This window comes from Burkholderia cenocepacia (assembly GCF_900446215.1).
In the GTDB taxonomy this organism is placed as follows: domain Bacteria; phylum Pseudomonadota; class Gammaproteobacteria; order Burkholderiales; family Burkholderiaceae; genus Burkholderia; species Burkholderia cenocepacia.
Genome location: NZ_UAQZ01000012.1, coordinates 532,716 through 557,154 on the forward strand (window position 1 = coordinate 532,716; position 24,439 = coordinate 557,154).

At 63.8% G+C, this 24,439-nt stretch carries 31 protein-coding genes, 1 tRNA gene and 1 riboswitch; of the genes, 9 read left to right on the forward strand and 23 right to left on the reverse strand.

The features are described from left to right. Positions 1-50: 50 nt before the first annotated feature. Positions 51-1,379, forward strand: a complete 1,329-nt coding sequence (locus DTA15_RS19780; protein ID WP_006484929.1) for an aminotransferase class I/II-fold pyridoxal phosphate-dependent enzyme — start codon at positions 51-53, stop codon at positions 1,377-1,379. Next, on the forward strand, positions 1,376-2,050 hold the full coding sequence (locus tag DTA15_RS19785) for a GNAT family N-acetyltransferase (protein WP_006484910.1): 675 nt from the start codon (positions 1,376-1,378) through the stop codon (positions 2,048-2,050). Before DTA15_RS19780 ends, DTA15_RS19785 begins: the two co-directional genes overlap by 4 nt. A 110-nt stretch (positions 2,051-2,160) precedes the next feature. Here the strand turns inward: DTA15_RS19785 and cysC are convergent, their stop codons facing one another. The 3 genes from cysC to DTA15_RS19800 all read right to left on the reverse strand — a co-directional run bounded on the left by cysC (position 2,161) and on the right by DTA15_RS19800 (position 4,286). Continuing rightward, positions 2,161-2,724 (reverse strand): adenylyl-sulfate kinase, encoded by a 564-nt coding sequence (gene cysC, locus DTA15_RS19790; protein WP_012492933.1) that lies wholly within the window; start codon positions 2,722-2,724, stop codon positions 2,161-2,163. Between the two features lie 198 nt (positions 2,725-2,922). After that, complete coding sequence (locus tag DTA15_RS19795) at positions 2,923-3,756, reverse strand: class II glutamine amidotransferase (RefSeq protein WP_012492932.1); 834 nt, start codon at positions 3,754-3,756, stop codon at positions 2,923-2,925. A 200-nt stretch (positions 3,757-3,956) separates the two neighbouring features. Beyond that, positions 3,957-4,286, reverse strand: coding sequence for a carboxymuconolactone decarboxylase family protein (locus DTA15_RS19800; RefSeq protein ID WP_006484989.1), 330 nt, complete (start codon positions 4,284-4,286; stop codon positions 3,957-3,959). Positions 4,287-4,415: 129 nt separating this feature from the next. On the opposite strand from DTA15_RS19800, the gene DTA15_RS19805 reads away from it, so the two are divergent. Beyond that, a complete protein-coding gene (locus DTA15_RS19805; RefSeq protein ID WP_006484950.1) occupies positions 4,416-5,363 on the forward strand; it encodes a cupin domain-containing protein in 948 nt (315 codons plus the stop codon). Between the two features lie 103 nt (positions 5,364-5,466). Further along, positions 5,467-5,910 carry an inner membrane protein YiaA gene (gene yiaA / locus DTA15_RS19810; RefSeq protein ID WP_011544671.1) on the forward strand — a complete coding sequence of 148 codons (444 nt, stop codon included), beginning with the start codon at positions 5,467-5,469 and terminating at the stop codon, positions 5,908-5,910. A gap of 122 nt (positions 5,911-6,032) precedes the next feature. Here yiaA and DTA15_RS19815 read toward each other — a convergent pair whose 3' ends face one another. The 7 genes from DTA15_RS19815 to DTA15_RS19845 all read right to left on the reverse strand — a co-directional run bounded on the left by DTA15_RS19815 (position 6,033) and on the right by DTA15_RS19845 (position 10,925). Then, entirely contained in the window at positions 6,033-7,058 is a 1,026-nt protein-coding gene (locus DTA15_RS19815; RefSeq protein ID WP_012492931.1) for a relaxase/mobilization nuclease domain-containing protein, read from the reverse strand. 1 nt (position 7,059) lies between these two features. Beyond that, the gene (locus DTA15_RS39145; protein ID WP_226245292.1) at positions 7,060-7,377 is read right to left on the reverse strand and encodes a hypothetical protein; all 318 of its coding nucleotides are present in this window, start codon (positions 7,375-7,377) and stop codon (positions 7,060-7,062) included. Between the two features lie 526 nt (positions 7,378-7,903). Beyond that, positions 7,904-8,227, reverse strand: a complete 324-nt coding sequence (locus DTA15_RS19825) for a type II toxin-antitoxin system PemK/MazF family toxin (protein WP_006484901.1) — start codon at positions 8,225-8,227, stop codon at positions 7,904-7,906. Further along, positions 8,224-8,436: an antitoxin MazE family protein gene (locus tag DTA15_RS19830; RefSeq protein WP_012492929.1), complete on the reverse strand. Its 213-nt coding sequence runs from the start codon at positions 8,434-8,436 to the stop codon at positions 8,224-8,226. Before DTA15_RS19830 ends, DTA15_RS19825 begins: the two co-directional genes overlap by 4 nt. Before the next feature lie 286 nt (positions 8,437-8,722). Further along, positions 8,723-9,742: an IS110-like element ISBcen5 family transposase gene (locus DTA15_RS19835; RefSeq protein WP_012492245.1), complete on the reverse strand. Its 1,020-nt coding sequence runs from the start codon at positions 9,740-9,742 to the stop codon at positions 8,723-8,725. A 267-nt stretch (positions 9,743-10,009) separates the two neighbouring features. Continuing rightward, a complete protein-coding gene (locus tag DTA15_RS19840) occupies positions 10,010-10,462 on the reverse strand; it encodes a hypothetical protein (protein WP_006484947.1) in 453 nt (150 codons plus the stop codon). A gap of 67 nt (positions 10,463-10,529) precedes the next feature. Next, positions 10,530-10,925, reverse strand: a complete 396-nt coding sequence (locus tag DTA15_RS19845; RefSeq protein ID WP_006484952.1) for a hypothetical protein — start codon at positions 10,923-10,925, stop codon at positions 10,530-10,532. A 138-nt stretch (positions 10,926-11,063) separates the two neighbouring features. Between DTA15_RS19845 and DTA15_RS19850 the strand changes: the two genes are divergently transcribed. Further along, a complete protein-coding gene (locus DTA15_RS19850) occupies positions 11,064-11,384 on the forward strand; it encodes a helix-turn-helix domain-containing protein (RefSeq protein WP_012492928.1) in 321 nt (106 codons plus the stop codon). Between the two features lie 240 nt (positions 11,385-11,624). Here the strand turns inward: DTA15_RS19850 and DTA15_RS19855 are convergent. The 9 genes from DTA15_RS19855 to DTA15_RS19895 all read right to left on the reverse strand — a co-directional run bounded on the left by DTA15_RS19855 (position 11,625) and on the right by DTA15_RS19895 (position 18,168). Then, positions 11,625-11,701 (reverse strand) — tRNA-Lys (locus DTA15_RS19855). Positions 11,702-11,811: 110 nt separating this feature from the next. Next, positions 11,812-12,561: a tol-pal system protein YbgF gene (gene ybgF / locus DTA15_RS19860; protein WP_006484965.1), complete on the reverse strand. Its 750-nt coding sequence runs from the start codon at positions 12,559-12,561 to the stop codon at positions 11,812-11,814. A gap of 19 nt (positions 12,562-12,580) precedes the next feature. After that, on the reverse strand, positions 12,581-13,093 hold the full coding sequence (pal, locus tag DTA15_RS19865) for a peptidoglycan-associated lipoprotein Pal (protein ID WP_006484980.1): 513 nt from the start codon (positions 13,091-13,093) through the stop codon (positions 12,581-12,583). 17 nt (positions 13,094-13,110) lie between these two features. After that, positions 13,111-14,406 carry a Tol-Pal system beta propeller repeat protein TolB gene (tolB, locus tag DTA15_RS19870; protein ID WP_012492927.1) on the reverse strand — a complete coding sequence of 432 codons (1,296 nt, stop codon included), beginning with the start codon at positions 14,404-14,406 and terminating at the stop codon, positions 13,111-13,113. Positions 14,407-14,515: 109 nt separating this feature from the next. After that, on the reverse strand, positions 14,516-15,556 hold the full coding sequence (gene tolA, locus DTA15_RS19875) for a cell envelope integrity protein TolA (protein ID WP_006484905.1): 1,041 nt from the start codon (positions 15,554-15,556) through the stop codon (positions 14,516-14,518). Then, positions 15,553-16,002, reverse strand: coding sequence for a protein TolR (tolR, locus tag DTA15_RS19880; RefSeq protein WP_006484943.1), 450 nt, complete (start codon positions 16,000-16,002; stop codon positions 15,553-15,555). Before tolR ends, tolA begins: the two co-directional genes overlap by 4 nt. Positions 16,003-16,012: 10 nt before the next feature. Beyond that, on the reverse strand, positions 16,013-16,690 hold the full coding sequence (gene tolQ / locus DTA15_RS19885; RefSeq protein ID WP_006484959.1) for a protein TolQ: 678 nt from the start codon (positions 16,688-16,690) through the stop codon (positions 16,013-16,015). A gap of 144 nt (positions 16,691-16,834) precedes the next feature. Further along, positions 16,835-17,320 carry a tol-pal system-associated acyl-CoA thioesterase gene (gene ybgC / locus DTA15_RS19890; protein WP_012492926.1) on the reverse strand — a complete coding sequence of 162 codons (486 nt, stop codon included), beginning with the start codon at positions 17,318-17,320 and terminating at the stop codon, positions 16,835-16,837. A gap of 101 nt (positions 17,321-17,421) precedes the next feature. Beyond that, a complete protein-coding gene (locus DTA15_RS19895) occupies positions 17,422-18,168 on the reverse strand; it encodes an SDR family NAD(P)-dependent oxidoreductase (protein ID WP_006484918.1) in 747 nt (248 codons plus the stop codon). 180 nt (positions 18,169-18,348) lie between these two features. After that, positions 18,349-18,449: riboswitch (ZMP/ZTP riboswitch) on the forward strand. A 137-nt stretch (positions 18,450-18,586) separates the two neighbouring features. Between DTA15_RS19895 and glyA the strand changes: the two genes are divergently transcribed. From glyA to DTA15_RS39465, 3 genes are all read left to right on the forward strand, one after another. Continuing rightward, a complete protein-coding gene (glyA, locus tag DTA15_RS19905; RefSeq protein WP_006485003.1) occupies positions 18,587-19,834 on the forward strand; it encodes a serine hydroxymethyltransferase in 1,248 nt (415 codons plus the stop codon). Positions 19,835-19,840: 6 nt separating this feature from the next. Continuing rightward, positions 19,841-20,320 carry a transcriptional regulator NrdR gene (nrdR, locus tag DTA15_RS19910; protein ID WP_006476792.1) on the forward strand — a complete coding sequence of 160 codons (480 nt, stop codon included), beginning with the start codon at positions 19,841-19,843 and terminating at the stop codon, positions 20,318-20,320. Between the two features lie 184 nt (positions 20,321-20,504). Further along, the gene (locus DTA15_RS39465) at positions 20,505-20,651 is read left to right on the forward strand and encodes a prepilin-type N-terminal cleavage/methylation domain-containing protein (RefSeq protein WP_306172275.1); all 147 of its coding nucleotides are present in this window, start codon (positions 20,505-20,507) and stop codon (positions 20,649-20,651) included. Positions 20,652-20,849: 198 nt separating this feature from the next. On the opposite strand, the gene DTA15_RS19920 is transcribed toward DTA15_RS39465, so the two are convergent. The 3 genes from DTA15_RS19920 to DTA15_RS19930 all read right to left on the reverse strand — a co-directional run bounded on the left by DTA15_RS19920 (position 20,850) and on the right by DTA15_RS19930 (position 22,148). Next, positions 20,850-21,293 (reverse strand): DUF3318 domain-containing protein, encoded by a 444-nt coding sequence (locus DTA15_RS19920; RefSeq protein WP_006484985.1) that lies wholly within the window; start codon positions 21,291-21,293, stop codon positions 20,850-20,852. 43 nt (positions 21,294-21,336) lie between these two features. Then, entirely contained in the window at positions 21,337-21,726 is a 390-nt protein-coding gene (locus tag DTA15_RS19925) for a phage holin family protein (RefSeq protein WP_006476790.1), read from the reverse strand. Positions 21,727-21,845: 119 nt separating this feature from the next. Continuing rightward, on the reverse strand, positions 21,846-22,148 hold the full coding sequence (locus tag DTA15_RS19930; RefSeq protein WP_006485005.1) for an ElaB/YgaM/YqjD family protein: 303 nt from the start codon (positions 22,146-22,148) through the stop codon (positions 21,846-21,848). A 318-nt stretch (positions 22,149-22,466) separates the two neighbouring features. Here DTA15_RS19930 and DTA15_RS19935 point away from each other — a divergent pair, with 318 nt between their 5' ends. Next, on the forward strand, positions 22,467-23,105 hold the full coding sequence (locus DTA15_RS19935) for a peroxiredoxin (protein ID WP_006476788.1): 639 nt from the start codon (positions 22,467-22,469) through the stop codon (positions 23,103-23,105). A gap of 125 nt (positions 23,106-23,230) precedes the next feature. Here the strand turns inward: DTA15_RS19935 and DTA15_RS19940 are convergent, their stop codons facing one another. Next, positions 23,231-24,418 carry an acyl-CoA dehydrogenase gene (locus DTA15_RS19940; protein WP_006484906.1) on the reverse strand — a complete coding sequence of 396 codons (1,188 nt, stop codon included), beginning with the start codon at positions 24,416-24,418 and terminating at the stop codon, positions 23,231-23,233. Between the last annotated feature and the right edge of the window lie 21 nt (positions 24,419-24,439).

A 24,439-nucleotide genomic window follows, 5' to 3' on the forward strand; every position in this document is an offset into this window, starting at 1 on the left:
TGATGCTCGGCGTAACATAGCGCCTTTTCGAGATACAAGCGAAGGAAGCAATGGCACTGGGAGAGCATCTTCGCCAGCAACTGGCGGCGAAAGCGTTGAAACGGCAGCTGGAGCGCGCGACCGATGCGGCCGCGGCACCGGGCGTGCCCGGCACGCTGGCCGCGCAGACCGCATCGGCGCGCAGCCGCTTCGAATCGATGCCGCAGTATCAGCAGGTCCGGATCATGCGCGAGATGGGCGAGAAGCTGCGCGTCGACTCGCCGTTCTTCCGCGTGCATGAAGGCGTGGCCGGCGCGACGACGCAGATCGGCGGCCGCGAGTACCTGAACTTCGCGAACTACAACTACCTCGGCCTGGCCGGCGATCCGGCCGTGTCGTCGCGTGCGAAAGCCGCGATCGACCGCTACGGCACGTCGGCCTCCGCGAGCCGGATGGTCGCGGGCGAGCGCCCGGTGCAGCGTGATCTCGAGCGCGCGCTGGCTGCGTTCTACGAGACCGACGACTGTGTCGCGTTCGTGAGCGGCCACGCGACGAACGTGACCGTGATCGGCGCGCTGTTTGGCCCCGGCGATCTCGTCGTCCACGATTCGCTCGCGCACAACAGCATCGTGCAGGGCGCGCAGCTGAGCGGCGCGAAGCGGCTGAGCTTCGCGCACAACGACTGGCAGGCGCTCGACGAGCTGCTGTCGCGCGTGCGCCGCGAATACCGGCACGTACTGATCGCGATCGAAGGGCTGTACAGCATGGACGGTGATTTCCCCGACCTGCAGCGCTTCGTCGACGTGAAGACGCGCCACGGCGCATTCCTGCTGGTCGACGAGGCGCATTCGCTCGGCGTGCTCGGCGCGACCGGCAAGGGCATTCGCGAGCATTGCGGCGTGGCGCCCGACCAGGTCGACATGTGGATGGGCACGATGAGCAAGACGCTGGCCGGCTGCGGCGGCTTCATCGCCGGCTGCCAGCCGCTGGTCGACATGCTGCGGCACCTGGCGCCGGGCTTCCTGTACAGCGTCGGGCTCGCGCCGACGCTCGCCGAAGCGTCGCTGGCCGCGCTTGAGCGCCTGCAGGCCGAGCCGGAGCGCGTCGCGCAACTGCAGGCGCGCGGGCGGCAGTTCCTGACCGAGGCGCGCGCCGCCGGGCTGAACACGGGCACGAGCGCCGGGTTCGCGGTCGTGCCGGTGATCACGGGGAGCTCGCTGAAGGCCGCGCAATGGGCCAACGCGATGTTCGATGAAGGAATCAACGTGCAGCCGATCTTCTATCCGGCCGTCGAGGAAAAGGCCGCGCGCCTGCGCTTCTTCATCTGCTCGACGCATGAGCCCGAGCAGATCAGCCGGACGGTCGGGGTGTTGTCGCGACTCGCGGGGCGAAGCGCATGACGCTGGCCGGTGCGTTCGCGCAAGCGGTGCCGCGCGCCGGTGAGCGCGTGCGGTTTCGTGCGGCCGAGGCGGCCGACGCGGCGGCGTGCGCGCCGCTCGTGTTTGCGTCCGGCGTGGCCGAATTCGGGTTCTTTCTCGGCGAAAGCGACGCGCGCTGCATCGCGTTCCTGCAGCAGGCGTTCCGGTCGCGTCATGGGCGCTTCTCGTGGCGCCGGCATCGTGTCGCGGTCGCCGACGACGGCACCGTGCTCGGCGTGCTGGCGATTCACGACGGGCAGCAGACGATGTTCGACGACCTGCATGTCGTGTGGGCACTCTCGCGTTTTTTCGGCGTGCGCCGCACGATCGGCCAGTTGTTGCGCGGGCTGATCCTCGAAACGGAAATTCCGGCGCCGAAGCGTTCGCAGATCCTCGTCGCGCATTGCGCGACGGATGAACGCCAGCGTGGCACCGGCGTTTTCAGCGCGCTGTTTCGCGATGCGCTGGATACCGGCGTGTTGCCGGCCGATGGCGATCGCGATGTCGTGCTCGACGTGCTGACGCGCAACGTGCGCGCGCGGGCGCTGTACGAACGCCTGGGGTTCGTCGCGCTGCCGCGGCGGCGCACGCGTTCGCGCAGGTTGCCGGGTGAGCTTGAGTCGGTTCGGATGAGGTTTGCGGGCCGCGGCTGATGGCGCGATTGGCGTTGACCGCTTCTGCACATGGGTGGCACGCGCGGAAGTGAGTGCCGTTCCCTTCGCAGCGAGCCGACAACCATGTAACGATGGCCATCTCGACGGCGTCAGTTGTCGAGCGGCAGTTTCCGGAGGATCGCGTCCACGCACTCCGAAGGACTGGCCTCGGCCGTTCGGACGTGCACGTCAGGTGATCGCGGCCGTTCATAGGTGGAATCGATGCCGGTAAACTGGCGAATGGTGCCTTGTCGGGCCAGCGCGTAAAGTCCCTTGGGGTCGCGTGCCTCGGCGATGTCCAGTGCAACGTCGACAAAGACCTCGACAAACGTGCCAGCGTCGAAGCAAGCACGGGCCTTCTCGCGTGCTTCCTGAAACGGTGAGATCAGCGCGGCGATGACGATGAATTCGGCATCCACCAGCAATTTGGCCACTTCGGCGGTTCGTCGGATATTTTCATGGCGGTCGGCGTCACTGAATCCGAGATCCCGGTTCAGTCCCTCACGCAGACGATCGGCGTCCAGTAGATACGTGCGAAGCCCGCGCGCATCGAGCTGTTCCTTTAGCAGATTCGCCAGTGTCGATTTGCCTGCGCCGGAGATTCCGGTCAGCCACACCACGAAGGCTCGATGCTGTTTCAGACGAGGATGTGTGGATTCATGGTCCGCCATCATGGCGGACGGCTGATTTCTGGAATCTTGGATCATTTCCGATCGGAGGTGCGGGCGTCGTGCAGCGGTTTTGTGCGAACTTCGTTAACTGCTGTTGACAATTGTAACGCGCCGGAAAGTTTGCAATCCGCTCTTTTTTCACGAATTCGTTCCTCCGCATACGTTTGGCTTCTCCATTCGACGCGATCAACGGCGCGGCCGCTACTTGTGCCGCGGCGTGAACGGCCGCTGCTGCACATCCGCGCCATGCGCGACGATCGCCATCCCTTCCGGCACTTCCTCCCACGCGCCACGCAAGTCGACGAGCGGTTCGGACACGACCATGAACGCGTCATCGCCGGCTTCGGCGATACGCGGGTTGTGCGGATACAGCTCGTGCAGATGCTTGAACGACGTGCTGTGGAACAGTGAGCGCGATTGCCGCTCGCTCGAGTAACGCACCGCGACGATCCGTTCGCCGTCGGTCGCGCAGATCGTCATGTTGAGCGGGTCGGCGACGCGATGCCGCGCGGCGGTTTCCTCGACCACACCGACCATCCGTTCGAGCGCGGGCAGCGGCGCCTGCTCGAGGCCGTACGTCAGCGCGAGGCGAAACATCAACTCGGAATCGGTCGAGCCTTCGAGCGTCGGGAACAGCGCGGGATCGACCTTCATCGTCAGGTCGCGGCGCAGCTTGTGAAAATCGCGGATCAGCCCGTTGTGCGCGAACAGCCAGCGACCGTGGCGGAACGGATGGCAGTTGGTTTCCTGAACGGGCGTGTCGGTCGCCGCGCGAATATGCGCGATGAACATCCGCGAGCGGATCGCACGCGCGGCTTCGCGCAGGTTGCGGTCGTTCCACGCGGGATGCACGGAGCGATAGCGGAACGGGAGTTCGTCGGGATGCCCGTACCAGCCGATGCCGAAGCCGTCGCCGTTAGTGGTCGTGGCGCCCAGCTCTGAATGCAGGCTCTGGTCGATCAGCGAATGCTTCGCGCGGAACAGCACGGTTTCCAGATGGATCGGATTACCCGTATAGGCGAGCCAGCGGCACATGGAGCGCTCCTTCACGATGTATCGTTTGCGCATGGTAGCCGACTCCGCGACGCAGGCGCGTCCAGGCGAGTCGCCCACAATCGTCATGCGTGGCAGGCCCGTACGCGCGATGCGCAGCCGCCCGGCCATGCGGCCGGGCACCACGCAACGCCATACGATGCAATGCGGTGCGGCCCGCTGATCGTGCCGCACCCGCCGGCTCAGTCGCCGAGCGCGTCCATCACCCGCGCCGAATAGACGAGCGCCGCACCGGCATTCAGCGCAATCGCGACGCCGAGCGCTTCCGCCACTTCCTCCTTGGTCGCGCCATGCTTGGCCGCTTCGGCCGTGTGCACGGCGATACAACCGTCGCAGCGTGTCGTGACGGCCACCGCGAGCGCGATCAGCTCGCGCGTCTTCGCGTCGAGATGGCCGGTCTTGGCCCCGGCGCCGGACAGCGCCTTGTAGCCGGCCAGCGTATCGGGCGACAGCTTGGCGATGTCTCCGATACGCGTCGAGAGTTCCTTCCGGTATTCGTTCCAGTTCAGCATGATGCGTCCTTTTCGAGAAGAGTGAGGAGGGCGGCGGGTGCCGCGATCTCGTGCGATGCAAGGCTATTCTGATCGCTCGCGCTGAGGGTTTCGATACGTTAGAGTGTCAATTTTTAGCGCGATCGTCTCATGGATGCATTGAGTCAACTGCTGTCGCTGGGGCGCAGCCATGTCGAGCTCGACGTGCGGTGCTTGCTCGACGGCCCGTTCGCGATGCCGCACGATCCGCTGCCGCCCGGCGAGGCGGCGTTCCACCTGGTGCTGGCTGGAACCTGCCGGCTGCGCGCCGCCGACGGGCGCACGCTGCAACTCGCCGACGGCGATTTCGTGCTGCTGCCTGCAGGTGGCGCGCACGACCTGCTCGACGCAGCGGGCCACCGGTCGAAGCCGCTCGCGCCGCTGCGCGATTCGGGGGCCGGCGACGGTGTGGTTCTGCCGGTCAAGTCGAATGTCGATCCGGCCGTAACAGGCAACGCGAGCGTGGATCTGCTCTGCGGGCGGTTCATCTATGCACGCGGCGCGGGCGAACTGCTGATGCGTACGCTGCCGCAGGTATTGCACGTCGGGTTGCGCGACACCTCGGGGGCCGTGCCGCTGCAACTGCTGACGAGTGTGCTGCGTACCGAGGCGTCGAACGTGCAGCCGGGCGCTGGCGCGATCGTGAATGCGCTCGGGCAGGCGCTGCTCGCATATGCGTTGCGCGCATACGGTCGCGGCGCGCGCGTGCCGTCCGGTTGGCTCGCGCTCGCGGCCGATGCGCGGCTCGGCCCGTCGGTCCAGGCCGTGCTGCAGGCGCCGGCGCAACCGTGGACGGTCGAATCGCTCGGCGCCGCGGCGGCGATGTCGCGTGCGACCTACGCGCGGCATTTCCGCGAGAAGGCGGGGATGAGCGTCGGCGCGTTCGTCGCGCAGATCCGGATGATGCATGCGTGCGCGCTGCTGCAGGACACGCAGCGCGGACAGGCGGAAATCGGCCAGGCGGTCGGCTACCAGTCCGAGGCCGCGTTCGGCAAGGCGTTTCGCGCGGTGCTCGGCACGACGCCGGGGCGCTGGCGGCGCGCGCGGCGCGAAACGTAAGCGTGCAAACACGGCCGTCGGGACACGCGCCAAAGCTGCTACCATGCGCGAAACGCAGTTCAACGAAAACGATTTCGAACAACAAGAAAGAGAGGGCACAGCAATGAACCAGACCACCATCCAGCAACCGTCGTTCGCGTTCGTGGCCGCATCGTGGGCCGCGCTGCTCGCCGGTTTCGCAGCCTTCCTGATCGGGCTCTGGAACGCCGGCATGCAGCTCAACGAGAAGGGCTACTACTTCACCGTGCTGGTGTTCGGCCTCTATGCGGCGATCTCGCTGCAGAAGAGCGTGCGCGACCGCGCGGAAGGCATTCCCGTCACCGGCATCTACTACGGCCTCAGCTGGATCGCGCTGCTACTGTCGATCGCGCTGCTGATCGTCGGCCTTTTCAACGCGACGCTGCAATTGAGCGAGAAGGGCTTTTACGCGATGTCGTTCGTGCTCGCGCTGTTCGGCTCGGTGGCCGTGCAGAAGAACACGCGCGACTTGCAGAACGCGAAGCCGCGTTATATCGACGCCGATTCCGCGCAGTCAATTCAAGAGTGACGACTTGCGGGGCGTGCGCCGCCGAAGCCGTCTGCTGAGCGATGATGTCCGCGATGGCCGCGTTCGTCGGTGTGCCGCGGGTTCACTGTCCTTTGTTCATGTGCCCGTGTGGCGGTCGGTCATCAGCGCTCAACATCTAATGATGGCAGGCGACTTCTGTCCAGTTGCAGGTCTGGTACCGCTGGTGAACGCCCTCGCTCCGTCGACTGGGTCGGCCATGGCAGTGAGCCCGGGATGTTCGTCGGGCCCAATGAACAAATGGGCATTTGCCGTACGAACTCTACGACGCCTATCGCCATCGCCCGATCTTTGGGGGCATTGGAGTTAGCCAATGTGCGTGCAATTTGGTGCCAGGCGCTCAAGGTTTCGATATGTGCTTTCCACAAGTCATGGCGTGTCCCGTCGTCGATTACGGGAGAGCGTATTGGGGTCTCTTGTAGCATCCCCCAAATAGCTGCCTGCTTCGAAAGACGCCGCGTTTGGCCGCGTGCCATTCTGGGCGTTGCATTTGCGTCGACGCCGCGTGCGCGAAGTTGTTGGGCGAAGGCTTCTCGCCATTGATGCAAATCTCGTTTGCGTGGATTGAGTCGCCGGCCGTCCGGACCACGGGTGTGAACGCTCATATGTACGTGGGGATGTGCCTCGTCATCGTGTTTCGCGAAGACATACGGACGTCCGTCACCAAAAGTTTCGTGTGCAAATGCCCGTGCCGCGTCCCATACTGCCTGGCGGTCGGTACCCGGGGGCATCGATAGCAAGACGTTGAGAGTCTCTCGACGTTTGCTTTCTTGAGGGATGCCCCATCCGCCTACATGCCATTGTTCGATCAGAGCATCCAATGCCTGCTTTCCGGCAATCAGGCATTCGTCCTGGCCCTCCAGTTCGACACAACCGTCGCGCGAAATGTACTTCAAGTGACGACGGACGACGCTCATTCCCTGCGGACCGGATGCCCTATTGCTGATCTTGACCATCACTTCGGGGGCGCCTCGAAGTGTCATCATCAGCTTCTCGCGCAGATGCATTGCGTCTCGGTGGAACGCCCACTCCGAAAGGCGCGGCGGCTGAACATGCCGTAGGGGATCGTGAAACAGGCGATCTCCCCAGTTGAGCAAAAGTTCGTCGACGTAGACTCTCGGAAAAGACATATCACCGGCTCCAGCGATCGAGGTTTCTGCGCAGCAGCTTCGCCACGGTACGTAGATGGGCGTCGATCGTGGCACGGATTTGCTCTCCATCGAGCCCGTCTATACACCCGGTTGCGTTGACGTGTCTTGCAAGCTCGCCCAGCTGCCTCCGAATTACCGCGAGCTGTTGGTTTGATTCGGCGAGAAGCGTCAATTCTCGGTTACCCAGCTGCGGTTCGTCCGTCAGGTATGCGCGGATCAGTGCCACAATCCATCGATTTGCCGTGAAGCCGTCAAGATAGGCCGCACTTTTTACGCGTGCGAGCTCGGCGTGGGTCAACGCGATCCCAATTTGTTTGCATGGGCCTTGTCGTGGCGGTAGGGGCTGATGTGGCTGCGGTTGATTTGTAGCGTTTGCTATGACCTTCGCAACGAACTGCCGCAAACCCTCACTGGGTGTCAGGCCACGCTGTGCACAATATGCGTCCCACTCCCGCTTTAGCGGGCCGAGTTCAACGCTTAGTCTGGCTCGGGCTTGTTTGCACATGTTCGGCGCATGTTGGAAGCGGTGTGGTGCGCGGATAGCGACGACGGTGACGACGTATTGCAAGCGCGTCGCTTACCCGACCTTGCAAGGCACGCAGATGGATCGCTGCATTGGTTCGAATCTACGGAGGGAGTACCAGCGTGGCAACTGGGTAGGTTTGGCGTTGACAGGCGTACGCACGGCGACCATAGTGTGCAGTTGTCTCCGGCAAACAAAAAGGTCGCGATCAAGGGCGGTAAGTGCCGACTGTCACTGATGCAGTGATCGGAGAGGGGGCCTTGTCTTGTACTGCAATCCGCCCGCTGTTTTTGCGGCTCGGTTACGCTAGTCCTAGAAAAACGAGTAGCGAACGATTGACGGCAACCATCAGTTCATCTTCGAGGTGGCCGATGGGGCGACCGATTTTCTCGCGGCGCACGGTGAACATTTTGTCTACGGCAATCTGGGACGGCATGCGCAAGCCGTTCTGCTCGGATGGGACAACAGTAATGCGTATCAAGGGCGCATCGACCATTGCGCTCGACATTAGCAGCAACGTTACGCTGGGATGTTCGGCAAACAGGTCCGACTGCACCACGAGCGCCGGCCGAGCCTTGCCGAAGTCACCTTGGAGCGCGACTGTGACAATGCTCCCGCGATTCATTGTGAGTGTCCGAGGTCCGTAACCTGTTCAATGAAATCGAGCAGATCGTTCTCGTCGATGCTCTGGTGGACCATGCGCGATTGCCGAGCGCATTCATCGGCGAAACCCGGCTGGCGGACGTCCGGCACCCATATCTGAATTGGACGTAGCCCGGCCGCACGAAGATTCTCGCGGTGAATTCGAACACGCTCGGAAGTGGTAGCTGCCATTGTGGCCTATATGAACGCGTCCCGTTTGCAACAGTTTTCGTGTGTTCAGACAGACAGGATGGGCTGCAGCTCTATATCCGGCCTTGTTGCAGCCAGTACTGCCGCTGCGGGCCCCTATGAAATTCGCTGACTCGCGCCTCATTCTCCTGGCGAGCTCGAAGCTCTTACCACGATTCAGGTTTAGCGAGTCCCGGTCCTACCTGGCTTGTCATCACACTCGATTCCTGCGCAACCTTTCGACGTTCACCCAGTGTTAAACGTTGATCTTCAACGTGGCATTCACCGATCAGGCCGGCTTCACGCTCACGTAACCCTTTTGGTACGGCCGGTCATGGGCCAGTACAGCCCAGATCGTCCGTGCCATCTTGTTGGCCAGTGCGACGATCACCACATTCGGCGGTCGCCGCTTCTTCATCTGCTCGATCCACTCACCGGGCTCTTTCGCATGCGTCAGCACGCTTCGTGCCCCGTGAATCAGTAGCGTGCGCAGATACATGTCGCCCCTCTTGCTGATCCCGTGTAAGTTCACCTTACCGCCCGAGCCGGTCTGCTTCGGCACTAACCCGGCCCACGCCGCGAACTCTCGTCCCGAGCTGAACGCCTTCGGGTCGCCCATCATTGCTACCGCTGCGGTGGCCGTCAGCAAACCTACGCCCGGTATCTCGCTAATCGCCTTCACCGCCTTGTCTTCCTTCTTCCATTCGCGCATCCGGCGTTCGATTTCCGCGATCTGCTCGTCGAGCTTTGCCAACCCGTTCCATTGCTCGCGCAACGTATCGATTAGCGCCGCTGGCAAGCGCTCCGCGATTCGGCCAAGCACGACCGGTATTTCCTTGTCCAGCTTCGCCCGCCCCTTGCTCATTACCTCCCCGTATTCCGTCAGCAAACCTCGCAATCCGTTGACCTGCATCGTGCGGAACTTCACCAACTGCTCGCGCATCCGGTGCAGTGCTACCATCGCCTGCTGCATCTCGGTCTTCACCGCCACCGGCTTGCCGGGTTGCTGTACCGCCAGCCAGATCGCCCGTGCGTCCGCCGCATCGTTCTTGTTGCGGATGTTGAACGCCTTCACGAACTCGGCCGGCATCAGCCTGACCTCGTGACCCATCTGCGTCAATTGCCGCGCCCAATGGTGGGCTCCGCCACACGCTTCCATCCCGATAAGACAGGCCGCGCGGTTCGCGAAGAACTCAAGGAATTTCGCCCGCTTGATTGCCTTATTCACGATCCCGCCGGTTTCCCTATCAACGTAGTGCACTTGGAAAACCTGCTTGGCGACGTCGACTCCTACGGCCATACTGTTCATCGTGGATCCTCCGGTTGCCGGGAAATGCGTGCATTTTCCACTTGGGCACATCGATGCCGTTGGCCCGTGAGGGTCCACCCCTTTTTCTGCTCTCACGTTCACGGGTGGGACGCGTTCATTTCAATTCTCCTGTTACATGTAACGAAGGATACAGCGTTACATGTAACGGTTCAATGAGACGCGGCCTTCCTTGAACGGGGGCCTTCAAACTGGGATCTCGGAGCCAGGGTCAGGGTGCGAACCTGTTCATCGAACATTCATCGAACACTAAGCGTTTTGTGCTTCGATCGCGACACGCACGAGCGGACTACCGTTGACAGGGGAACTTGGGGGTTCGATACGCAGCAAAAAGTCGAAGTACTGTTCCGTGAGCTTCCCGAGCTGTTCCTGTGCAGCGCCGAGCCTGAGCAGACATTGTGCGTCCCAGTTCATACCGACAACGAGCTCGCTCGTCACACCATTCCATTCGCTGATGAGAATCGCGGCGACGCGGGCGTTTTCCTCGGCAAACCGCTCCACGCGCTGCTCGATATAGCGCACGTCGTCACGCACCAGCGTGCCCGAGATCCGCAGTGCGACAGTGTGGGCAATCTTGTCGTGCTTCGCATACACCGTGGCGATACCCCCTAGATGGCGGGATACGCGATCGAGTTGCTCGTCTTCCAAATCGTCCTGCACGGCCAGAGCGCCGGTCAGGACATAAGGCGCTACCTCTTTCATGCTGAACCTCCGTTGGTTTGATTCCATACCGCTGCAGTTGGCGCTCCAATGTTGGTGGGCCCGTACGCTAGCTCGCAGTAGGCCGAAACTTTTCGAGAATCCGTGCTTGACGCTGTAGAAGGGCTTCCAGTTGAGTCTGTTCATCAATGAGCTTCTGGAGCAATTCAGTATGCAAAGCGAATCCAACAGGCACGAACGACACCTCGCCATAGCGCACTCGCCTGAAGATTGCGCCGGTCTGCGCCCATTTCTGGGAGAATTGTTCCAATGCACCGTCCACCGATTTCATTTCGTCGTCTGTCAGTGCGCCACGAATGCGAATCACGAGAGATCGCGTGACGGCATCGGTCGCGAAGTAGATGTCTGCGGGCTCGGCAATGCTCCGAGCGAATTGCTGCGCATGGTAGTGCCGGAAATTGCCGCGTACAGACAGTGAGCCGCATATTTCATAGGTGAGGGACATGCAACCTCCGCATCGAGGGATCCTGGCCAGCGTCGGCCCGCACAAACGCCCCACGATCGGGAGGTTTGCTAGCAATCGGATACTTCTGGATTCCAGTTTAGAGTCGTTTGATATATTGTCAAGGGAAAAAAATATCAAATGAATGATTTTGAAGTGCGACTAAAAAGGGAACGACTGCGTTTGGGGCTCAATCAGACTGAACTGGCGGCGCTAGGAGGGGTCCAGAAACACGCGCAATTTCAGTACGAAAAGGGCATGAGGCGCCCGAACTCCGACTACTTGAGCGCGATTGCACTTGCTGGCGTCGATGTCTGGTACGTGCTTACCGGTGAAGAGGGCGCCCGGCTCGAAAACCCAGACGAGCAGCGGATCGTCTCTGGATTTCGAGCGCTCGACGCGCGAAAACGCGAGGTGATTTTGGCACTGATAGAGGCAATTACTGAACGGTCGTCGCAATAGTTGCTCATCCCGCTTTTTGGCAGTGGGCGTCGTGTTGGAGGGGCGGTATTGGATCGGCGACCTGATCGTCGCGATATCAGGTGCCGACCAGGAGAAGCCGGACTAACCGTGGTAGCGATGCGATCAAGGGGAGGGGCGACGGGCGTTTAGCCGGGAAGTGGAAATGAGCAGCATACGCCGCCCGGCGACAGACGCAAAAAAGCCTCCGCGAGGGAGGCTTTTTGCACTATCGAAGATAGTTGGTAGGGTGGGAGGGACTCGAACCCTCGACTCTCTGATTAAAAGTCAGATACTCTAACCAACTGAGTTACCACCCCACGTTCTTGAAACTTGTTTTGGTTCGTTGCTTCAACAACTTGGGTAACGACCCAAAGAGCAAAAGATTATAGCGACGGGTTGCGGGGCTGTCAACAACGCGTCACGATAATTATTTGATCGTTTCGAGTTTGCCCTGCGCCGTCTGCGCCGCATTCGAACCGGCGTACTGCGACACGACCTGCTCGAACGTCTTCTTCGCGGCCGCCTTCTGGCCTTGCTCGAGCTGGTTCGTGCCGATCGCCACGAGGGCGTCGGCCGCGCGCGGGTGTTGCGGGAACTTGCTGACGATCCCTTGCCACGTCGCCGTCGAGCCGCGGTAGTCGCGCAGCGCGTATTGCGCGTTGCCGTACCAGTACTGCGCGGTCGGCTGATAGGGACTCTGCGGATACTTCGCGATGAACGCGCGGAACGAAGCCGCGGCCGCCTTGAAGTTGCCGTTGCGGAACTGCTGCTGCGCCGCGCTGAGCGCATCCGTTTCACCCGGCTGCACGGTGCCTTCGACACCATCGATCGTCGCCTGCTGCGGCTCGAACTTCTTGAGCCGCGTGTCGAGATCCTGGTAGTACTCCTTCTGCTGCCGCTCGAGCGTCGTCAGCCGGTTCGTCAGATCCTCGTTCTCGCCGCGCAGCGTCGCGACCTGCTGGTTCAGCTGGTCGATACGGCCGGATTGATCGAGGATCGTACGCTGGGCGGCCGACAATTGGCTCGACAGGTTGTCGCTCTTGCTGCGCAGATCGAGCACGGCACGGCGCGCTTCGTTGTCGTCGAACATGCCGGCGTGCGCCGGCGCGGCCGACCACGCCGCGCCCGCGACGCAGAATGCTGCGGCAACGCGCAGCCAGGTTGAACGGTGCGTCATACGGCGATTCTTCCGTTACTTACTGTTGGTAGACGAGGTCGGCGCGACGGTTCTGCGCCCACGATGCTTCGTCGTGACCCGTTGCCTGCGGCTTTTCCTTGCCGAGGCTCACGGCTTCCATTTGAGAATCGTTCACGCCGAGCAGTGCCATCGCGCGGCGGACGGCTTCCGCACGCTTCTGGCCCAGCGCGAGGTTGTACTCGCTCGTGCCGCGTTCGTCGGTGTTGCCCTGGATCAGCACGTGGCGCTGCGGGTGGCTCTTCAGGTACTGCGCGTGCTGCTGCATCAGCGGCTGGTACTCGTCCTTCACCGAATAGCTGTCGAAGTCGAAGTAGATGCTGCGCTTCGCGAGCGGGCTGTTCGGGTCGTTCAGCGGATCGACGTTCACTTGCGCGACGTTGTCGGCGCTCGGTTGCGTGCTGACTGCGCCCGCATTGTTTGCCTTGTCGTCGAGCTTCACGCCCGACTTACACGCTGCGAGCGCGCTGATCATCATCACGGCCAGGGCCAGACGAGCTTTATTCGACATCATGGTTACTCTCCTTGTGGTCATTGCATGAAGGGCCCCCACGACGGCTCGCGAACGGAGCCGCCCTGGACGGACAGGATCTGCGGCGGCGCGCTGCCGTCGGAGGGCACTGCAGCCAGAACGTTGCGACCACCCGACTGGGTAGCGTACAGAAGGTACTGGCCGTTTGCCGCGAAGCTCGGCGATTCGTCGCGATTGGTATTCGTGATGGCGTTCGCCGCGCCAGTCTGCAGATCCTGAACGTACAGCTTGAAGCCCCCGCCCGTGCGGGAGATGTAAGCGAGCAGCTTGCCGTCCGGGCTCACGCGCGGGCTGGTGTTGTAGCTGCCGGTGAAGGTCACGCGCTGCGCGGCACCGGCGCTTTCACCCTGCGCGGGCATCCGGTAGATCTGTGGCGCACCGCCACGATCGCTCGTGAAGTAGATCCAGCGGCCGTCCGGCGAGTAGAACGGTTCGGTGTCGATCGAGCTGCTTTGCGTGAGACGGCGCAGGCCGCCGCCGTTCGCGTTGACCGTATAGATTTGCGTATTGCCCGTCAGCGACAGCGCGACGGCGAGCGTGTTGCTGTCCGGCGACCACGCCGGTGCGCTGTTGTTGCCCTTCTGGTCGGAGACCATGTAGCGGCGGCCGGTCGGCAGGTCGTGGATGTAGACGATCGGCTTCTTGCGCTCGAACGATACGTACGCGACCTTCGTGCCGCTCGGCGACCAGGCCGGCGAGATGATCGGTTCGGTGCTCGACAGCGCGATGCGCGCGTTCTGGCCGTCCGAATCGGAAATCTGCAGCTGGTAGCGGTTACCGGTCTTGATCACGTACGACAGGCGCGTGGCGAACACGCCGCGCACGCCGAGCAGCTTCTGGTAGATGTAGTCGGCGATCTTGTGGCCGGCCGTGCGCAGCGTGGTGTCGGTGGCCGTCAGCGACAGGCCGCCGAGGCTTTGCTGCTTCACGGTGTCGTACAGGATGAAGTTGACCTTGTACTGGCCGTTCGCCTCGCGGTTCACGCTGCCGGCGACGAATGCATTCGCCCCCTTGGCCTTCCATGCGCCGAGATCGACCGATGCGGTCTCGGGCACGGGCGTGCTGCCTGCGTCGATGTTGGTGAACTTACCGCTGCGGGCGAGGTCGGCGCGGACGATCGACGTGACCTGCTGCGGCAGGTTCGCCTCGTTCGTGAAATTGGCGGTGGCAATGGGGAACTGGGTCGACCCGACACCGGTGATCAGCACGTTGACCTGGGCGTTAGCGGCGCTGCCCGCCGTAATCAGACACGAGGCCACGAGTGCCCTGAAACCTAGCTTTGTCATCAAACTCATGCTTCTTGCTTCCCGTATGGCTTGGATCGCTGCGCAACCGCAGAGACAGTAAAAATACCCGATTCGTTCCCGCCTGACAGCGACGCCCGGAGTGTAAGCGCATTTCCTTTCACTCCGCCGCCTTGAAGGTGATCGTAATGTCAGACGGGGTACGACCGTTAGAATCGGGCGGTAACGGGACCGATGCGTGGATCGCATTGACCACGGCTTGATCCCACCCCGAATTCCCGCTCGAGCGGGAGACCGATGCGCTCAATACGTCACCGGACGGCGTGCACCGAATCTTGACGACGGTGGTCAGGCCTGCCCGCTCGCCGCCCCAAACGATGTTCGGCTTGACGCGGCGGCGCACCTTGTCGGCATAGCCGGGCGTGGCGGCATTGCCGCCGGAGCCCGTACCCGTGCCGCTTTTCGCGAGGCCTTCGCCGCCGCCTTCGCCGGCGCCGGACAGGCCCTGCAACTGCGCGAGGCGCGCGCTGCGCTCGCGGTCGAGCTTCGCGTTCGCCGCCGCAGTGGCCTTCGCGCGCGCTGCGGCTTCGGCCTTCGCCTTGGCCTGGGCTTCCGCCTTGGCCTTCGCGGCCGCGTCGGCTTTGGCCTTCGCTGCCTGCTGCGCTTCGAGTTGCGCCTGCTTTTGCTGCTGGAGTTTCTGCTGCTCGGCGAGCTGCTGTTGCCTGAGTTTCTCGGCCTGCTTCTGCTTGTCGCGTTCCGCGGCTTTCTGTGCGGCGAGCGCGGCGGCCTGTTGCGCGGCGAGCTGCGCGCGCCGGGCTTCCTCTTCCTGCTGGGCCTTCAGTTGCTGCGCACGGCGCTGCTGTTCGAGCAGCGCTTCGCGCGCGGCCGCTTCCTGCTGACGCTTCTTCTGCTGCAGCGCGATGTCGGCCTGCTCGTCGCGCACCGGGGGAGGGGGCGGCGCGACCTTGGCGGGCGGCGCGGGCGTGACGACGGGCCGCGGCGCGGGGACGTCGGGCACTTCGGTCCACAACTCGGCCTCGGCGCCGGCCGGCGTGCTGTTCTGCCACTGCACGCCGTGATAGAGGAACAGCGCAAGCAGCACATGCATCAGCGCGGCGAGCGCGAACGCGCGCCACGTCCCGCGCTCGCGGGGCGGCTGGAGCGGGTAGGCGGATCTGCGCGTGGATTGCTGCCGGTTCATTGCGATTTGACGAGGAGGCCGACGCGCTTGACGCCGCGCGCCTTCAGATCGGACATCACGGTCATGACGGCATCGTACTGCACCGTCTTGTCGGCTGCGATCACGACCGGCTGGTCGGGGTGGTCGGCCTGCCGGGCCGAAATGAAGCTGTCGAGCTCGGCCTTCGTCATCGTGTCTTCCTGGGTCGCGCCCGAGTCGCCCTTGTACTTGACGCTCATCGTGCGGTCGGCCTTGATGTTGACGACGACGGGCGGCGTCTGCTCCTGCGGCGCCGCGTTGCCGACGGTCGGCAGGTTGATGATCGACGGGGCGACGAGCGGTGCGGTGACCATGAAGATCACGAGCAGCACCAGCATCACGTCGATGTACGGCACGACGTTGATGTCGGCCATTGCGCGCCGCGAGCGGCCGCCGCGCATGCTGGATCGGATGGGGCTTCCTGCCATGGCGCGCTCCTTACTGGGCCTGACGCTGCAGGATGTTCGAGAACTCTTCGATGAAGGTCTCGAAACGGATCGCGAGGCGGTCGATGTCGTGCGCGTAGCGGTTGTATGCGACCACCGCGGGAATCGCGGCGAACAAGCCGATCGCGGTGGCGACGAGCGCCTCGGCGATGCCGGGCGCGACGTTCGCGAGCGTGGCCTGCTGCACGTTCGCGAGGCCGCGGAACGAGTTCATGATCCCCCAGACCGTGCCGAACAGACCGATGTACGGGCTGACCGAGCCGACCGACGCGAGGAACGCGAGGTTGGCTTCGAGCACGTCCATTTCACGCTGGAACGATGCGCGCATCGCGCGGCGGGCACCGTCGAGCACGAGGCCCGGATCGCTGAGGCGCTTTTCCTTCGCCTTCAGGAATTCGCGCATCCCCGATTCGAAGATCCGCTCGAGCGCGCCGATCGTGTGGCGGTTGTTCGCCGCGCTCTGATACAGCGCCTGCAGGTCGCCGCCCGACCAGAAATCCTTCTCGAAGCGTTCGGTCTGTGCGCGTGCGCGGCGGATCGCGAACCACTTGCGGAAGATGAAGGTCCACGACATCAGCGACAGCAACAGCAGCAGTCCCATCACGGCCTGGGCCAGCACGCTCGCGTTGAGGACGAGGGAAATGATCGACAGGTCTTGAGAAGTGTTCATAGAGGTTTGAGTAACGTCCCTTCGGGGGTGCCCGGCAAGGGTGTCCGGCGTGCGTGCGGCGCGGCGCGCCGGCCATGCCTGACGCCGAACCTTGCTTAGTATCGAATCAGAACGGCAAGTTCATAGGCTTTGTCTAAACGGCGCTCATGCGCGCTTCGTTGACAATACAGTCTGCCCGGCGTCGATGACGGGCCCGCGTTGCAGCGCGTCGAGCACGGCCGGCGGGATGGCCGCGGGCCGGATGCCGTGCCGGTCGACGCAGCCGAGGCGGATGTGCCCCGCCACGAGCAGCGTGTCGCCACACCAGGCTTCCTGCGTGAATTCCACCGACGCGCGGCCGATGCGTCCGGGCCGGCTCGTGATCGTCAGCGTGTCGTCGAGTCGCGCCGGCGCGCGGTAGTCGAGCGACGTGCTGCGCACGATGAAGATCGCACCGGTATCGTCGGCGAGCTGGCGCTGGTCGACGCCGCATGCGCGAAGCCACTCGGTGCGGGCGCGCTCGAAGAACTTCAGGTAGTTGGCATAGAAGACGATGCCGCCTGCATCGGTATCCTCGTAGTACACGCGCACCGGCCAGGTAAAGCCGGGGGGCGCTTCCGGGGAGCGGGTAGGCTGAGTCATGGCGCGCATTCTACCGGAAGGCAAAGACCCGATTCGTAACCGATTCGTAACGGAATGTAGTGCGTCGTGGCACCCCGCGGGCCCGGCCCCGGGGCCGGGCCCGCGGGGTTTCAGCCGCGGTGGACGATCGGGCCGCCGGGCGCCTGCGCGATCGGCATCAGCTCGATCGTGTTGACGTTGACGTAGGCCGGGCGCGTCGCGATCCAGTAGATCGTGTCGGCGATGTCTTCGGGCATCAGCGGCTGGACATTGTTGTAGACGTTCGCCGCCTTCGCGTCGTCGCCGCGATAGCGGACGTTCGAGAACTCGGTGCCGCCGCACAGGCCGGGCTCGATGTCGGTGACGCGCAACGGCGTACCGAGCAGGTCGGCGCGCAGGTTCAGGCTGAACTGCCTGACGAAAGCCTTGGTCGCGCCGTAGACGTTCCCGCCCGCATAAGGGTACGAACCCGCAACCGAGCCGATATTGAAGATATGACCGCGACCGCGCTCGACCATGCCGGGCAGCAGCGCGTGCGTGACGGTGACGAGGCCCGCGCAGTTCGTGTCGATCATCGTCCGCCATTCGTCGAGGCTGGCCTTGTGGGCCGGCTCGACGCCGAGTGCGAGGCCGGCGTTGTTGACCAGTACGTCGAGCGCCGCGAATTCGGCGGGAAGGGCGGCCGGCACGGCCTCGACGGCCGCGCGGTCGCGCACGTCGAGCTCGAGCGGCAGAAGAGCGTCGCCAAGTTCGGCGGCGAGCGCATCGAGACGATCCTTGCGGCGCGCGGTCGCGACGACGCGATGGCCTCCCTTGACGAAGGCTCGGGAGATGGCGGCGCCGAAGCCGGCGGACGCGCCTGTGACGAACACGATCATTGCTGCTCCTGGTCGGTAACGTGATAGCGGGTGGAATCCCGCAAGCCTACTGAGAATGCCGCACCGCGGCAAGGCGGCAAAGCGTTTCGGCACGGGCGCGTAGAGTCTGGCCCCAATTGATTCGGGCGCACTGCCGTGCGGTTGCCTATTCATGACGCATCCAATACACTAATGCGCTCATCACCCCTGCGTGACTGGCGATAGAACCCATCGGGTTCAAGGTGGAGCATCCCACCGTGAAGCGCGGGGCGCCGTTTTTGCCGTTCGCCTGGGCAGCCGTTGTGCGCCGTTGCGTGCATCGCCGGTGGCTGTCCTGCCTCGCGTCATACGGATTCCTCCGCCACGTCGAGCTGGTCCCGCCAGCAGCGCACCGTACTCGGCCACTCCGGTCAACCTGTACACACTTAACGGAAACCGTATGTTTGACAGAGCCCAAAGCACCATCGCGAACGTCGATCCCGAAATCTTTGCAGCGATCGAGCAGGAAAACCGCCGCCAGGAAGATCACATCGAGCTGATCGCGTCGGAAAACTACACGAGCCCGGCCGTGATGGCCGCGCAGGGCTCGCAGCTCACGAACAAGTACGCGGAAGGGTATCCGGGCAAGCGCTACTACGGCGGTTGCGAGTACGTGGACGTGGTCGAGCAGCTGGCGATCGACCGCGTGAAGCAGCTGTTCGGCGCGGAAGCGGCGAACGTGCAGCCGAACTCGGGTTCGCAGGCGAACCAGGGCGTGTTCTTCGCGATGCTCAAGCCGGGTGACACGATCATGGGCATGAGCCTCGCGCACGGCGGCCACCTGACGCACGGCTCGCCGGTGAACATGTCGGGCAAGTGGTTCAACGTGGTGAGCTACGGCCTGAACGAGAACGAAGACATCGACTACGACGCGGCCGAGAAGCTGGCGAACGAACACAAGCCGAAGCTGATCGTCGCGGGCGCATCGGCATTCGCGCTGAAGATCGATTTCGAGCGTCTGGCGAAGATCGCGAAGTCGGTCGGCGCATACCTGATGGTCGACATGGCGCACTACGCAGGCCTGATCGCGGCGGGCGTGTACCCGAACCCGGTGCCGCACGCGGATTTCGTGACGACGACGACGCACAAGAGCCTGCGCGGCCCGCGCGGCGGCGTGATCCTGATGAAGGCGGAATACGAGAAGCCGATCAACTCGGCGATCTTCCCGGGGATCCAGGGCGGCCCGCTGATGCACGTGATCGCGGCGAAGGCGGTGGCGTTCAAGGAAGCGCTGTCGCCGGAGTTCAAGGAATATCAGCAGAAGGTGGTCGAGAACGCACGCGTGCTGGCCGAAACGCTGGTCAAGCGCGGGCTGCGGATCGTGTCGGGCCGTACGGAAAGCCACGTGATGCTGGTGGACCTGCGCGCGAAGCACATCACGGGCAAGGCGGCGGAAGCGGCGCTCGGCGCGGCGCACATCACGGTGAACAAGAACGCGATTCCGAACGACCCGGAAAAGCCGTTCGTGACGAGCGGCATCCGTCTCGGCTCGCCGGCGATGACGACGCGCGGCTTCGGGCCGGCGGAAGCCGAGCAGGTCGGCAACCTGATCGCCGACGTGCTGGAGAACCCGGAAGACGCAGCGACGATCGAGCGCGTGCGCGCGCAGGTCGCCGAGCTGACCAAGCGTTTCCCGGTCTATCGCTGATCGCCGATGCGCTGCCCGTTCTGCCGGCATGACGACACGCAGGTCGTTGACTCGCGTGTGTCCGAGGATGGCGCCGCGATCCGGCGGCGCCGTCGCTGCTCGGCTTGCGACAAGCGCTTCACGACGTACGAGCGGGTCGAGTTGTCCCTGCCGTTCGTCGTGAAGAAGGACGGCAGCCGCACGGAATTCGACCGTCGCAAGATCGTCGCGAGCATGCAACTCGCGCTGCGCAAGCGGCCGGTTGCAGCCGACGCGATCGACGCGGCGGTCGCCCGCATCGAATATCAACTGCTCGCCACCGGCGAGCGCGAAGTGCGTAGCGAGAAGCTGGGCGAGCTCGTGATGAACGAGTTGCGCGGCCTCGATACGATCGCCTATGTCCGCTTTGCATCGGTGTATCGCCGGTTCGAGGACGTTTCCGAATTTGCCGACGTGATCGAAGAGTTCCGTCGCGCCTCCCCCGCCAAGACTCCACGTAAGCGCTGACGCGCTGCGTCCGTTTATCGTCTGCTCCATTGGTTCGATTCGCGCCGATTGTGTCGGTCGCGATCGCATGTCGCCTCGGCCGTTAGGCAAATGGCGCACGTTTGCACGCGCCGCTACAGTCGTCGCATCACCGTGGCGGAGGGCGATTGCGATGGAACGGGGCGCTCGACCCTTGAAGAATGTGGTGCAACGATCGTGCGGATTCACGCTCGTCGAGTTGATGGTCGCCATGTCGCTCGCGGTGCTCGACATGGCGCCGCCCCCGGCGTTGTCGGACGCGCTCGCGCTCGCGCACACGCCGCCGGACGGCGACGGTTCGCCGGTGAGCTAGGAACTGACGGCGACGCCGCTCGACACCGGGCCGATGCGCGACGATACATGCGGCACGTTCACGCTGCGCTCGGACGGAACGAAAGGCAACGCAGGAGGCGATGGCGCCGACGAACCGGGTGCTGCGTGCTGGGGCGTGCGCTGAGTTCGCAAGAAAGGCGCGCACCGGCGCATGGCCGTGCGCGCGGAGTGCCGACGATCAGTCGTCGTGTGCGTCGAGCCCGCGCTCGTCGCGGGACTGCTTCCAGATCCGGTAGACCTCCCATGCGGCGAAGCCGAGCGTGCCCCACTTCAACGCGGGGCCCGCGCTCGCGCGCAGCAGCGAGCGGACGGGCTTCGCCAGCACGAGCGACGCGAGCGAACTCAGCATCGGATACTGGTTGACGAGCTGGCCGAGGCTTGCGTTCAGGTTCTTGGCCGACTGGCCGAACTTGTGCGAGGACAGGCCGGGGATGAACACCTTGAGCCAACTGAAGCGCGTGACGGCCTGACGCATTTCGGCGGCGGCTTCCGCGAGTTCGAGCCGCTCGACTTCGGATCGCAGGATCAGCAATTCCTTGCGGAGCGCGCGGTGCTGCGACGCACTCCAGTGCGATCGCGACGAATGGGAGCGGGATGGATTGCCCGTGATGTTCTGGCTCATGGCGCGTCGGCGAAGTAGGTGAGAGGGATGAGCGCGAGGGCGTTCACGGCTTGCCGCGGAACAGGTCGCGGTCTTTCTCGAGTTCGGCGAGCGTCGCCTCGAACACGGTCGGCGCGTCGCGCAGGCCCGAACGCGCCTTCAGCGCGCATACGATGCCGCCAACGGCATACAGTGCGGTGATCGCGGCGAGCGCCTGCCAGCGGTAGGTATCCCAGAACGCGATCGCGATCAGCACGGTCAGGCTGATGAGCGCCATCGTCGCGAGCATCATCGCGGCGAGACCGAGGAACAGCACGCCCATCAGGCGCTCCTTCTCCTCGGCAAGCTCGATGCCCACCAGTTCGAGGCGCGTCTGCAGAAGGCCGATGGCGGAGCCGACGAGGCGGCGCAGCGGTCCTTGACCGGACGGCTGCGAGTGGGTGTCTGTCGTCATGGATGAGGTGCTTGCGCGTGCAGTGAGCAGCTAGGACAAAGCCGGCCGGCGCAGACCGGCAGGCTTCGACGCCCGCGGGCCGCACATGCGGCCTGCGGGACGAAACGGCGCAGAGCGCGTTACTTGCGGTTGATCAGCAGGCCGATCAGCACGCCGACGCCGGCGGCCTCGCCGATCGACGTCCACGGATGCTCGTGCACGTAGTCGTCGGTCGCGCGCGCGGCCTTCTTGCCTTTCTCGACCACCACGACCTGGACGTCGGCTGCCTTTTCCTTGGCCTGCTTGAGGCGCGACATGGCCTTCTCGCGCAGCTCGGCCGCACGGTCGCCCGTGCTGCTCGCAGCTTGCTTGAGCAGGTCTTCGGCGTCCGAGAGAACGGTTTTGATATCCGACATCAGTTTCTCCTTGTTGATTTCCGACATTGCAACTCCCTTCGTGCTGTCATGCTGCAGGTTCACATCGTAGCGAAACCCCTGCCTGCTGGCGAGCCGGGAAGACACACGGCGGCAGCGCAAGACTGCATGGTAAACGACTTGTAATCATGAACAGAGCGGCAAACGGGTTGAAAAGTTTCCTCTTCAGCCCGCCGTCCTGCCACGACGCCGGGTAAAAATGACAAAAAAGTATGAATATCAAACGGAATAATCGTTCGCACGGCCCATTGCTTCCCGTAAGCTGATGGACTGCCCCGCGCTGTCCAGCGCGCGGTTTCAACCAGCATCGTTCGAGGAGGGAACATCATGAGTCTGCGTCTTGGCGACATCGCACCGGATTTCGAGCAGGAATCGAGCCTGGGCACGATCAAGTTTCACGAGTGGCTCGGCAACAGCTGGGGTGTCCTGTTCTCCCATCCGGCCGACTACACGCCGGTGTGCACGACCGAACTCGGGCTGACCTCGAAGCTGAAGGGCGAATTCGAGAAACGCAACGTGAAGGTGATCGCGCTGTCGGTCGACGGCGTCGAATCGCACAAGGGCTGGATCAACGACATCAACGAAACGCAGTCGACGGTCGTGGGCTTCCCGATCATCGCCGACGCGGACCGCAAGGTGTCGCAGCTGTACGACATGATTCACCCGAACGCGAACGAAACGCTGACGGTGCGTTCGCTGTTCGTGATCGACCCGAACAAGAAGGTCCGGCTCACGATCACCTATCCGGCCAGCACGGGGCGCAACTTCGACGAAGTGCTGCGCGTGATCGATTCGCTGCAACTGACCGACAATTACAAGGTCGCGACGCCCGGCAACTGGAAGGATGGCGACGACGTCGTGATCGTCCCGTCGCTGCAGGATCCGGAAGAACTGAAGAAGCGCTTCCCGAAGGGCTTCAACGCGGTGCGTCCGTATCTGCGCCTGACGCCGCAGCCGAACAAGTAAGCATCGGCGGCCCGCAGCCGCGGCTCCGCTGAAAAAAGCCCGCCCGGCAGCGATGCCGGGCGGGCTTTTTCCTTGGCGGCGCGCACGTGCGCGGCAACGCTGCCGCGTGCGTCATGGCCGGATCATCAGAAGAATGCCTGGATGCCCGTCTGCGCGCGGCCGAGGATCAGCGCGTGGATGTCGTGCGTGCCTTCGTACGTATTGACCACCTCGAGGTTCACGAGGTGGCGCGCGACGCCGAATTCGTCGGAGATGCCGTTGCCGCCGAGCATGTCGCGCGCGAGGCGGGCGATGTCGAGCGCCTTGCCGCACGAGTTGCGCTTCATGATCGACGTGATCTCGACGGCGGCCGTGCCTTCGTCCTTCATCCGGCCGAGGCGCAGCACGCCTTGCAGGCCGAGCGTGATTTCGGTCTGCATGTCGGCGAGCTTCTTCTGGATCAGCTGGTTCGCGGCGAGCGGCCGGCCGAACTGCTGGCGGTCGAGCACGTACTGGCGCGCGGTGTGCCAGCAGGACTCGGCGGCGCCGAGCGCACCCCACGCGATCCCGTAGCGCGCCGAGTTCAGGCACGTGAACGGGCCGCGCAGGCCGCTCACGTTCGGCATCAGGTTCTCGTCCGGCACGAACACCTCGTCGAGGACGATCTCGCCGGTGATCGAGGCGCGCAGCCCGACCTTGCCGTGGATCGCCGGCGCCGACAGGCCCTTCCAGCCCTTCTCGAGGATGAAGCCGCGGATCGCGTCCTTGCCGTTCTCTTCGAGCTTCGCCCAGACGACGAACACGTCGGCGATCGGCGAGTTGGTGATCCACATCTTCGCGCCGGACAGCGAATAGCCGCCGGGCACCTTCTTCGCGCGCGTGACCATGCTGCCCGGATCGGAGCCGTGGTTCGGCTCGGTCAGGCCGAAGCAGCCGATCCATTCGCCGCTCGCGAGCTTCGGCAGGTATTTCTGCTTTTGCGCGTCCGAGCCGAATTCGAAGATCGGCACCATCACGAGCGACGATTGCACGGACATCATCGACCGGTAGCCGGAATCGACGCGCTCGACTTCGCGCGCGATCAGCCCGTAGCTCACGTAGTTGAGGCCGGGGCCGCCGTATTCCTCGGGAATCGTCGGGCCGAGCAGGCCGACCTCGCCCATCTCGCGAAAGATGGCCGCGTCGGTGCGTTCGTGGCGGAACGCTTCGGTGACGCGCGGCGCGAGCTTGTCCTGTGCATACGCCTGCGCGGCATCGCGGACCATCCGCTCTTCCTCGGTCAGTTGCTGGTCGAGCAGCAGCGGATCGTCCCAATGAAAAGTTGCAGCACTCATCGTCTCATCTCCTGTTGGTCC

Coding starts and splice junctions, on each gene's coding strand:
- DTA15_RS19805 (WP_006484950.1), top strand. CDS start 4,416: ATGGATGCATTGAGTCAACTGCTGTCGCTGGGGCGCAGCCATGTCGAG.
- pal (WP_006484980.1), bottom strand. CDS start 13,093: ATGATGTCGAATAAAGCTCGTCTGGCCCTGGCCGTGATGATGATCAGC.
- tolR (WP_006484943.1), bottom strand. CDS start 16,002: ATGGCAGGAAGCCCCATCCGATCCAGCATGCGCGGCGGCCGCTCGCGG.
- DTA15_RS19800 (WP_006484989.1), bottom strand. CDS start 4,286: ATGCTGAACTGGAACGAATACCGGAAGGAACTCTCGACGCGTATCGGA.
- DTA15_RS19850 (WP_012492928.1), top strand. CDS start 11,064: ATGAATGATTTTGAAGTGCGACTAAAAAGGGAACGACTGCGTTTGGGG.
- DTA15_RS19780 (WP_006484929.1), top strand. CDS start 51: ATGGCACTGGGAGAGCATCTTCGCCAGCAACTGGCGGCGAAAGCGTTG.
- DTA15_RS19920 (WP_006484985.1), bottom strand. CDS start 21,293: ATGAGCCAGAACATCACGGGCAATCCATCCCGCTCCCATTCGTCGCGA.
- DTA15_RS19835 (WP_012492245.1), bottom strand. CDS start 9,742: ATGAACAGTATGGCCGTAGGAGTCGACGTCGCCAAGCAGGTTTTCCAA.
- DTA15_RS19895 (WP_006484918.1), bottom strand. CDS start 18,168: ATGATCGTGTTCGTCACAGGCGCGTCCGCCGGCTTCGGCGCCGCCATC.
- tolB (WP_012492927.1), bottom strand. CDS start 14,406: ATGAGTTTGATGACAAAGCTAGGTTTCAGGGCACTCGTGGCCTCGTGT.
- ybgF (WP_006484965.1), bottom strand. CDS start 12,561: ATGACGCACCGTTCAACCTGGCTGCGCGTTGCCGCAGCATTCTGCGTC.
- glyA (WP_006485003.1), top strand. CDS start 18,587: ATGTTTGACAGAGCCCAAAGCACCATCGCGAACGTCGATCCCGAAATC.
- DTA15_RS19840 (WP_006484947.1), bottom strand. CDS start 10,462: ATGAAAGAGGTAGCGCCTTATGTCCTGACCGGCGCTCTGGCCGTGCAG.
- DTA15_RS19845 (WP_006484952.1), bottom strand. CDS start 10,925: ATGTCCCTCACCTATGAAATATGCGGCTCACTGTCTGTACGCGGCAAT.
- ybgC (WP_012492926.1), bottom strand. CDS start 17,320: ATGCGCGCCATGACTCAGCCTACCCGCTCCCCGGAAGCGCCCCCCGGC.
- DTA15_RS19830 (WP_012492929.1), bottom strand. CDS start 8,436: ATGGCAGCTACCACTTCCGAGCGTGTTCGAATTCACCGCGAGAATCTT.
- DTA15_RS19930 (WP_006485005.1), bottom strand. CDS start 22,148: ATGTCGGAAATCAACAAGGAGAAACTGATGTCGGATATCAAAACCGTT.
- DTA15_RS19825 (WP_006484901.1), bottom strand. CDS start 8,227: ATGAATCGCGGGAGCATTGTCACAGTCGCGCTCCAAGGTGACTTCGGC.
- DTA15_RS19785 (WP_006484910.1), top strand. CDS start 1,376: ATGACGCTGGCCGGTGCGTTCGCGCAAGCGGTGCCGCGCGCCGGTGAG.
- yiaA (WP_011544671.1), top strand. CDS start 5,467: ATGAACCAGACCACCATCCAGCAACCGTCGTTCGCGTTCGTGGCCGCA.
- DTA15_RS19815 (WP_012492931.1), bottom strand. CDS start 7,058: ATGTCTTTTCCGAGAGTCTACGTCGACGAACTTTTGCTCAACTGGGGA.
- DTA15_RS19925 (WP_006476790.1), bottom strand. CDS start 21,726: ATGACGACAGACACCCACTCGCAGCCGTCCGGTCAAGGACCGCTGCGC.
- DTA15_RS19940 (WP_006484906.1), bottom strand. CDS start 24,418: ATGAGTGCTGCAACTTTTCATTGGGACGATCCGCTGCTGCTCGACCAG.
- cysC (WP_012492933.1), bottom strand. CDS start 2,724: ATGATGGCGGACCATGAATCCACACATCCTCGTCTGAAACAGCATCGA.
- DTA15_RS19935 (WP_006476788.1), top strand. CDS start 22,467: ATGAGTCTGCGTCTTGGCGACATCGCACCGGATTTCGAGCAGGAATCG.
- tolA (WP_006484905.1), bottom strand. CDS start 15,556: ATGAACCGGCAGCAATCCACGCGCAGATCCGCCTACCCGCTCCAGCCG.
- tolQ (WP_006484959.1), bottom strand. CDS start 16,690: ATGAACACTTCTCAAGACCTGTCGATCATTTCCCTCGTCCTCAACGCG.
- nrdR (WP_006476792.1), top strand. CDS start 19,841: ATGCGCTGCCCGTTCTGCCGGCATGACGACACGCAGGTCGTTGACTCG.
- DTA15_RS19795 (WP_012492932.1), bottom strand. CDS start 3,756: ATGTGCCGCTGGCTCGCCTATACGGGTAATCCGATCCATCTGGAAACC.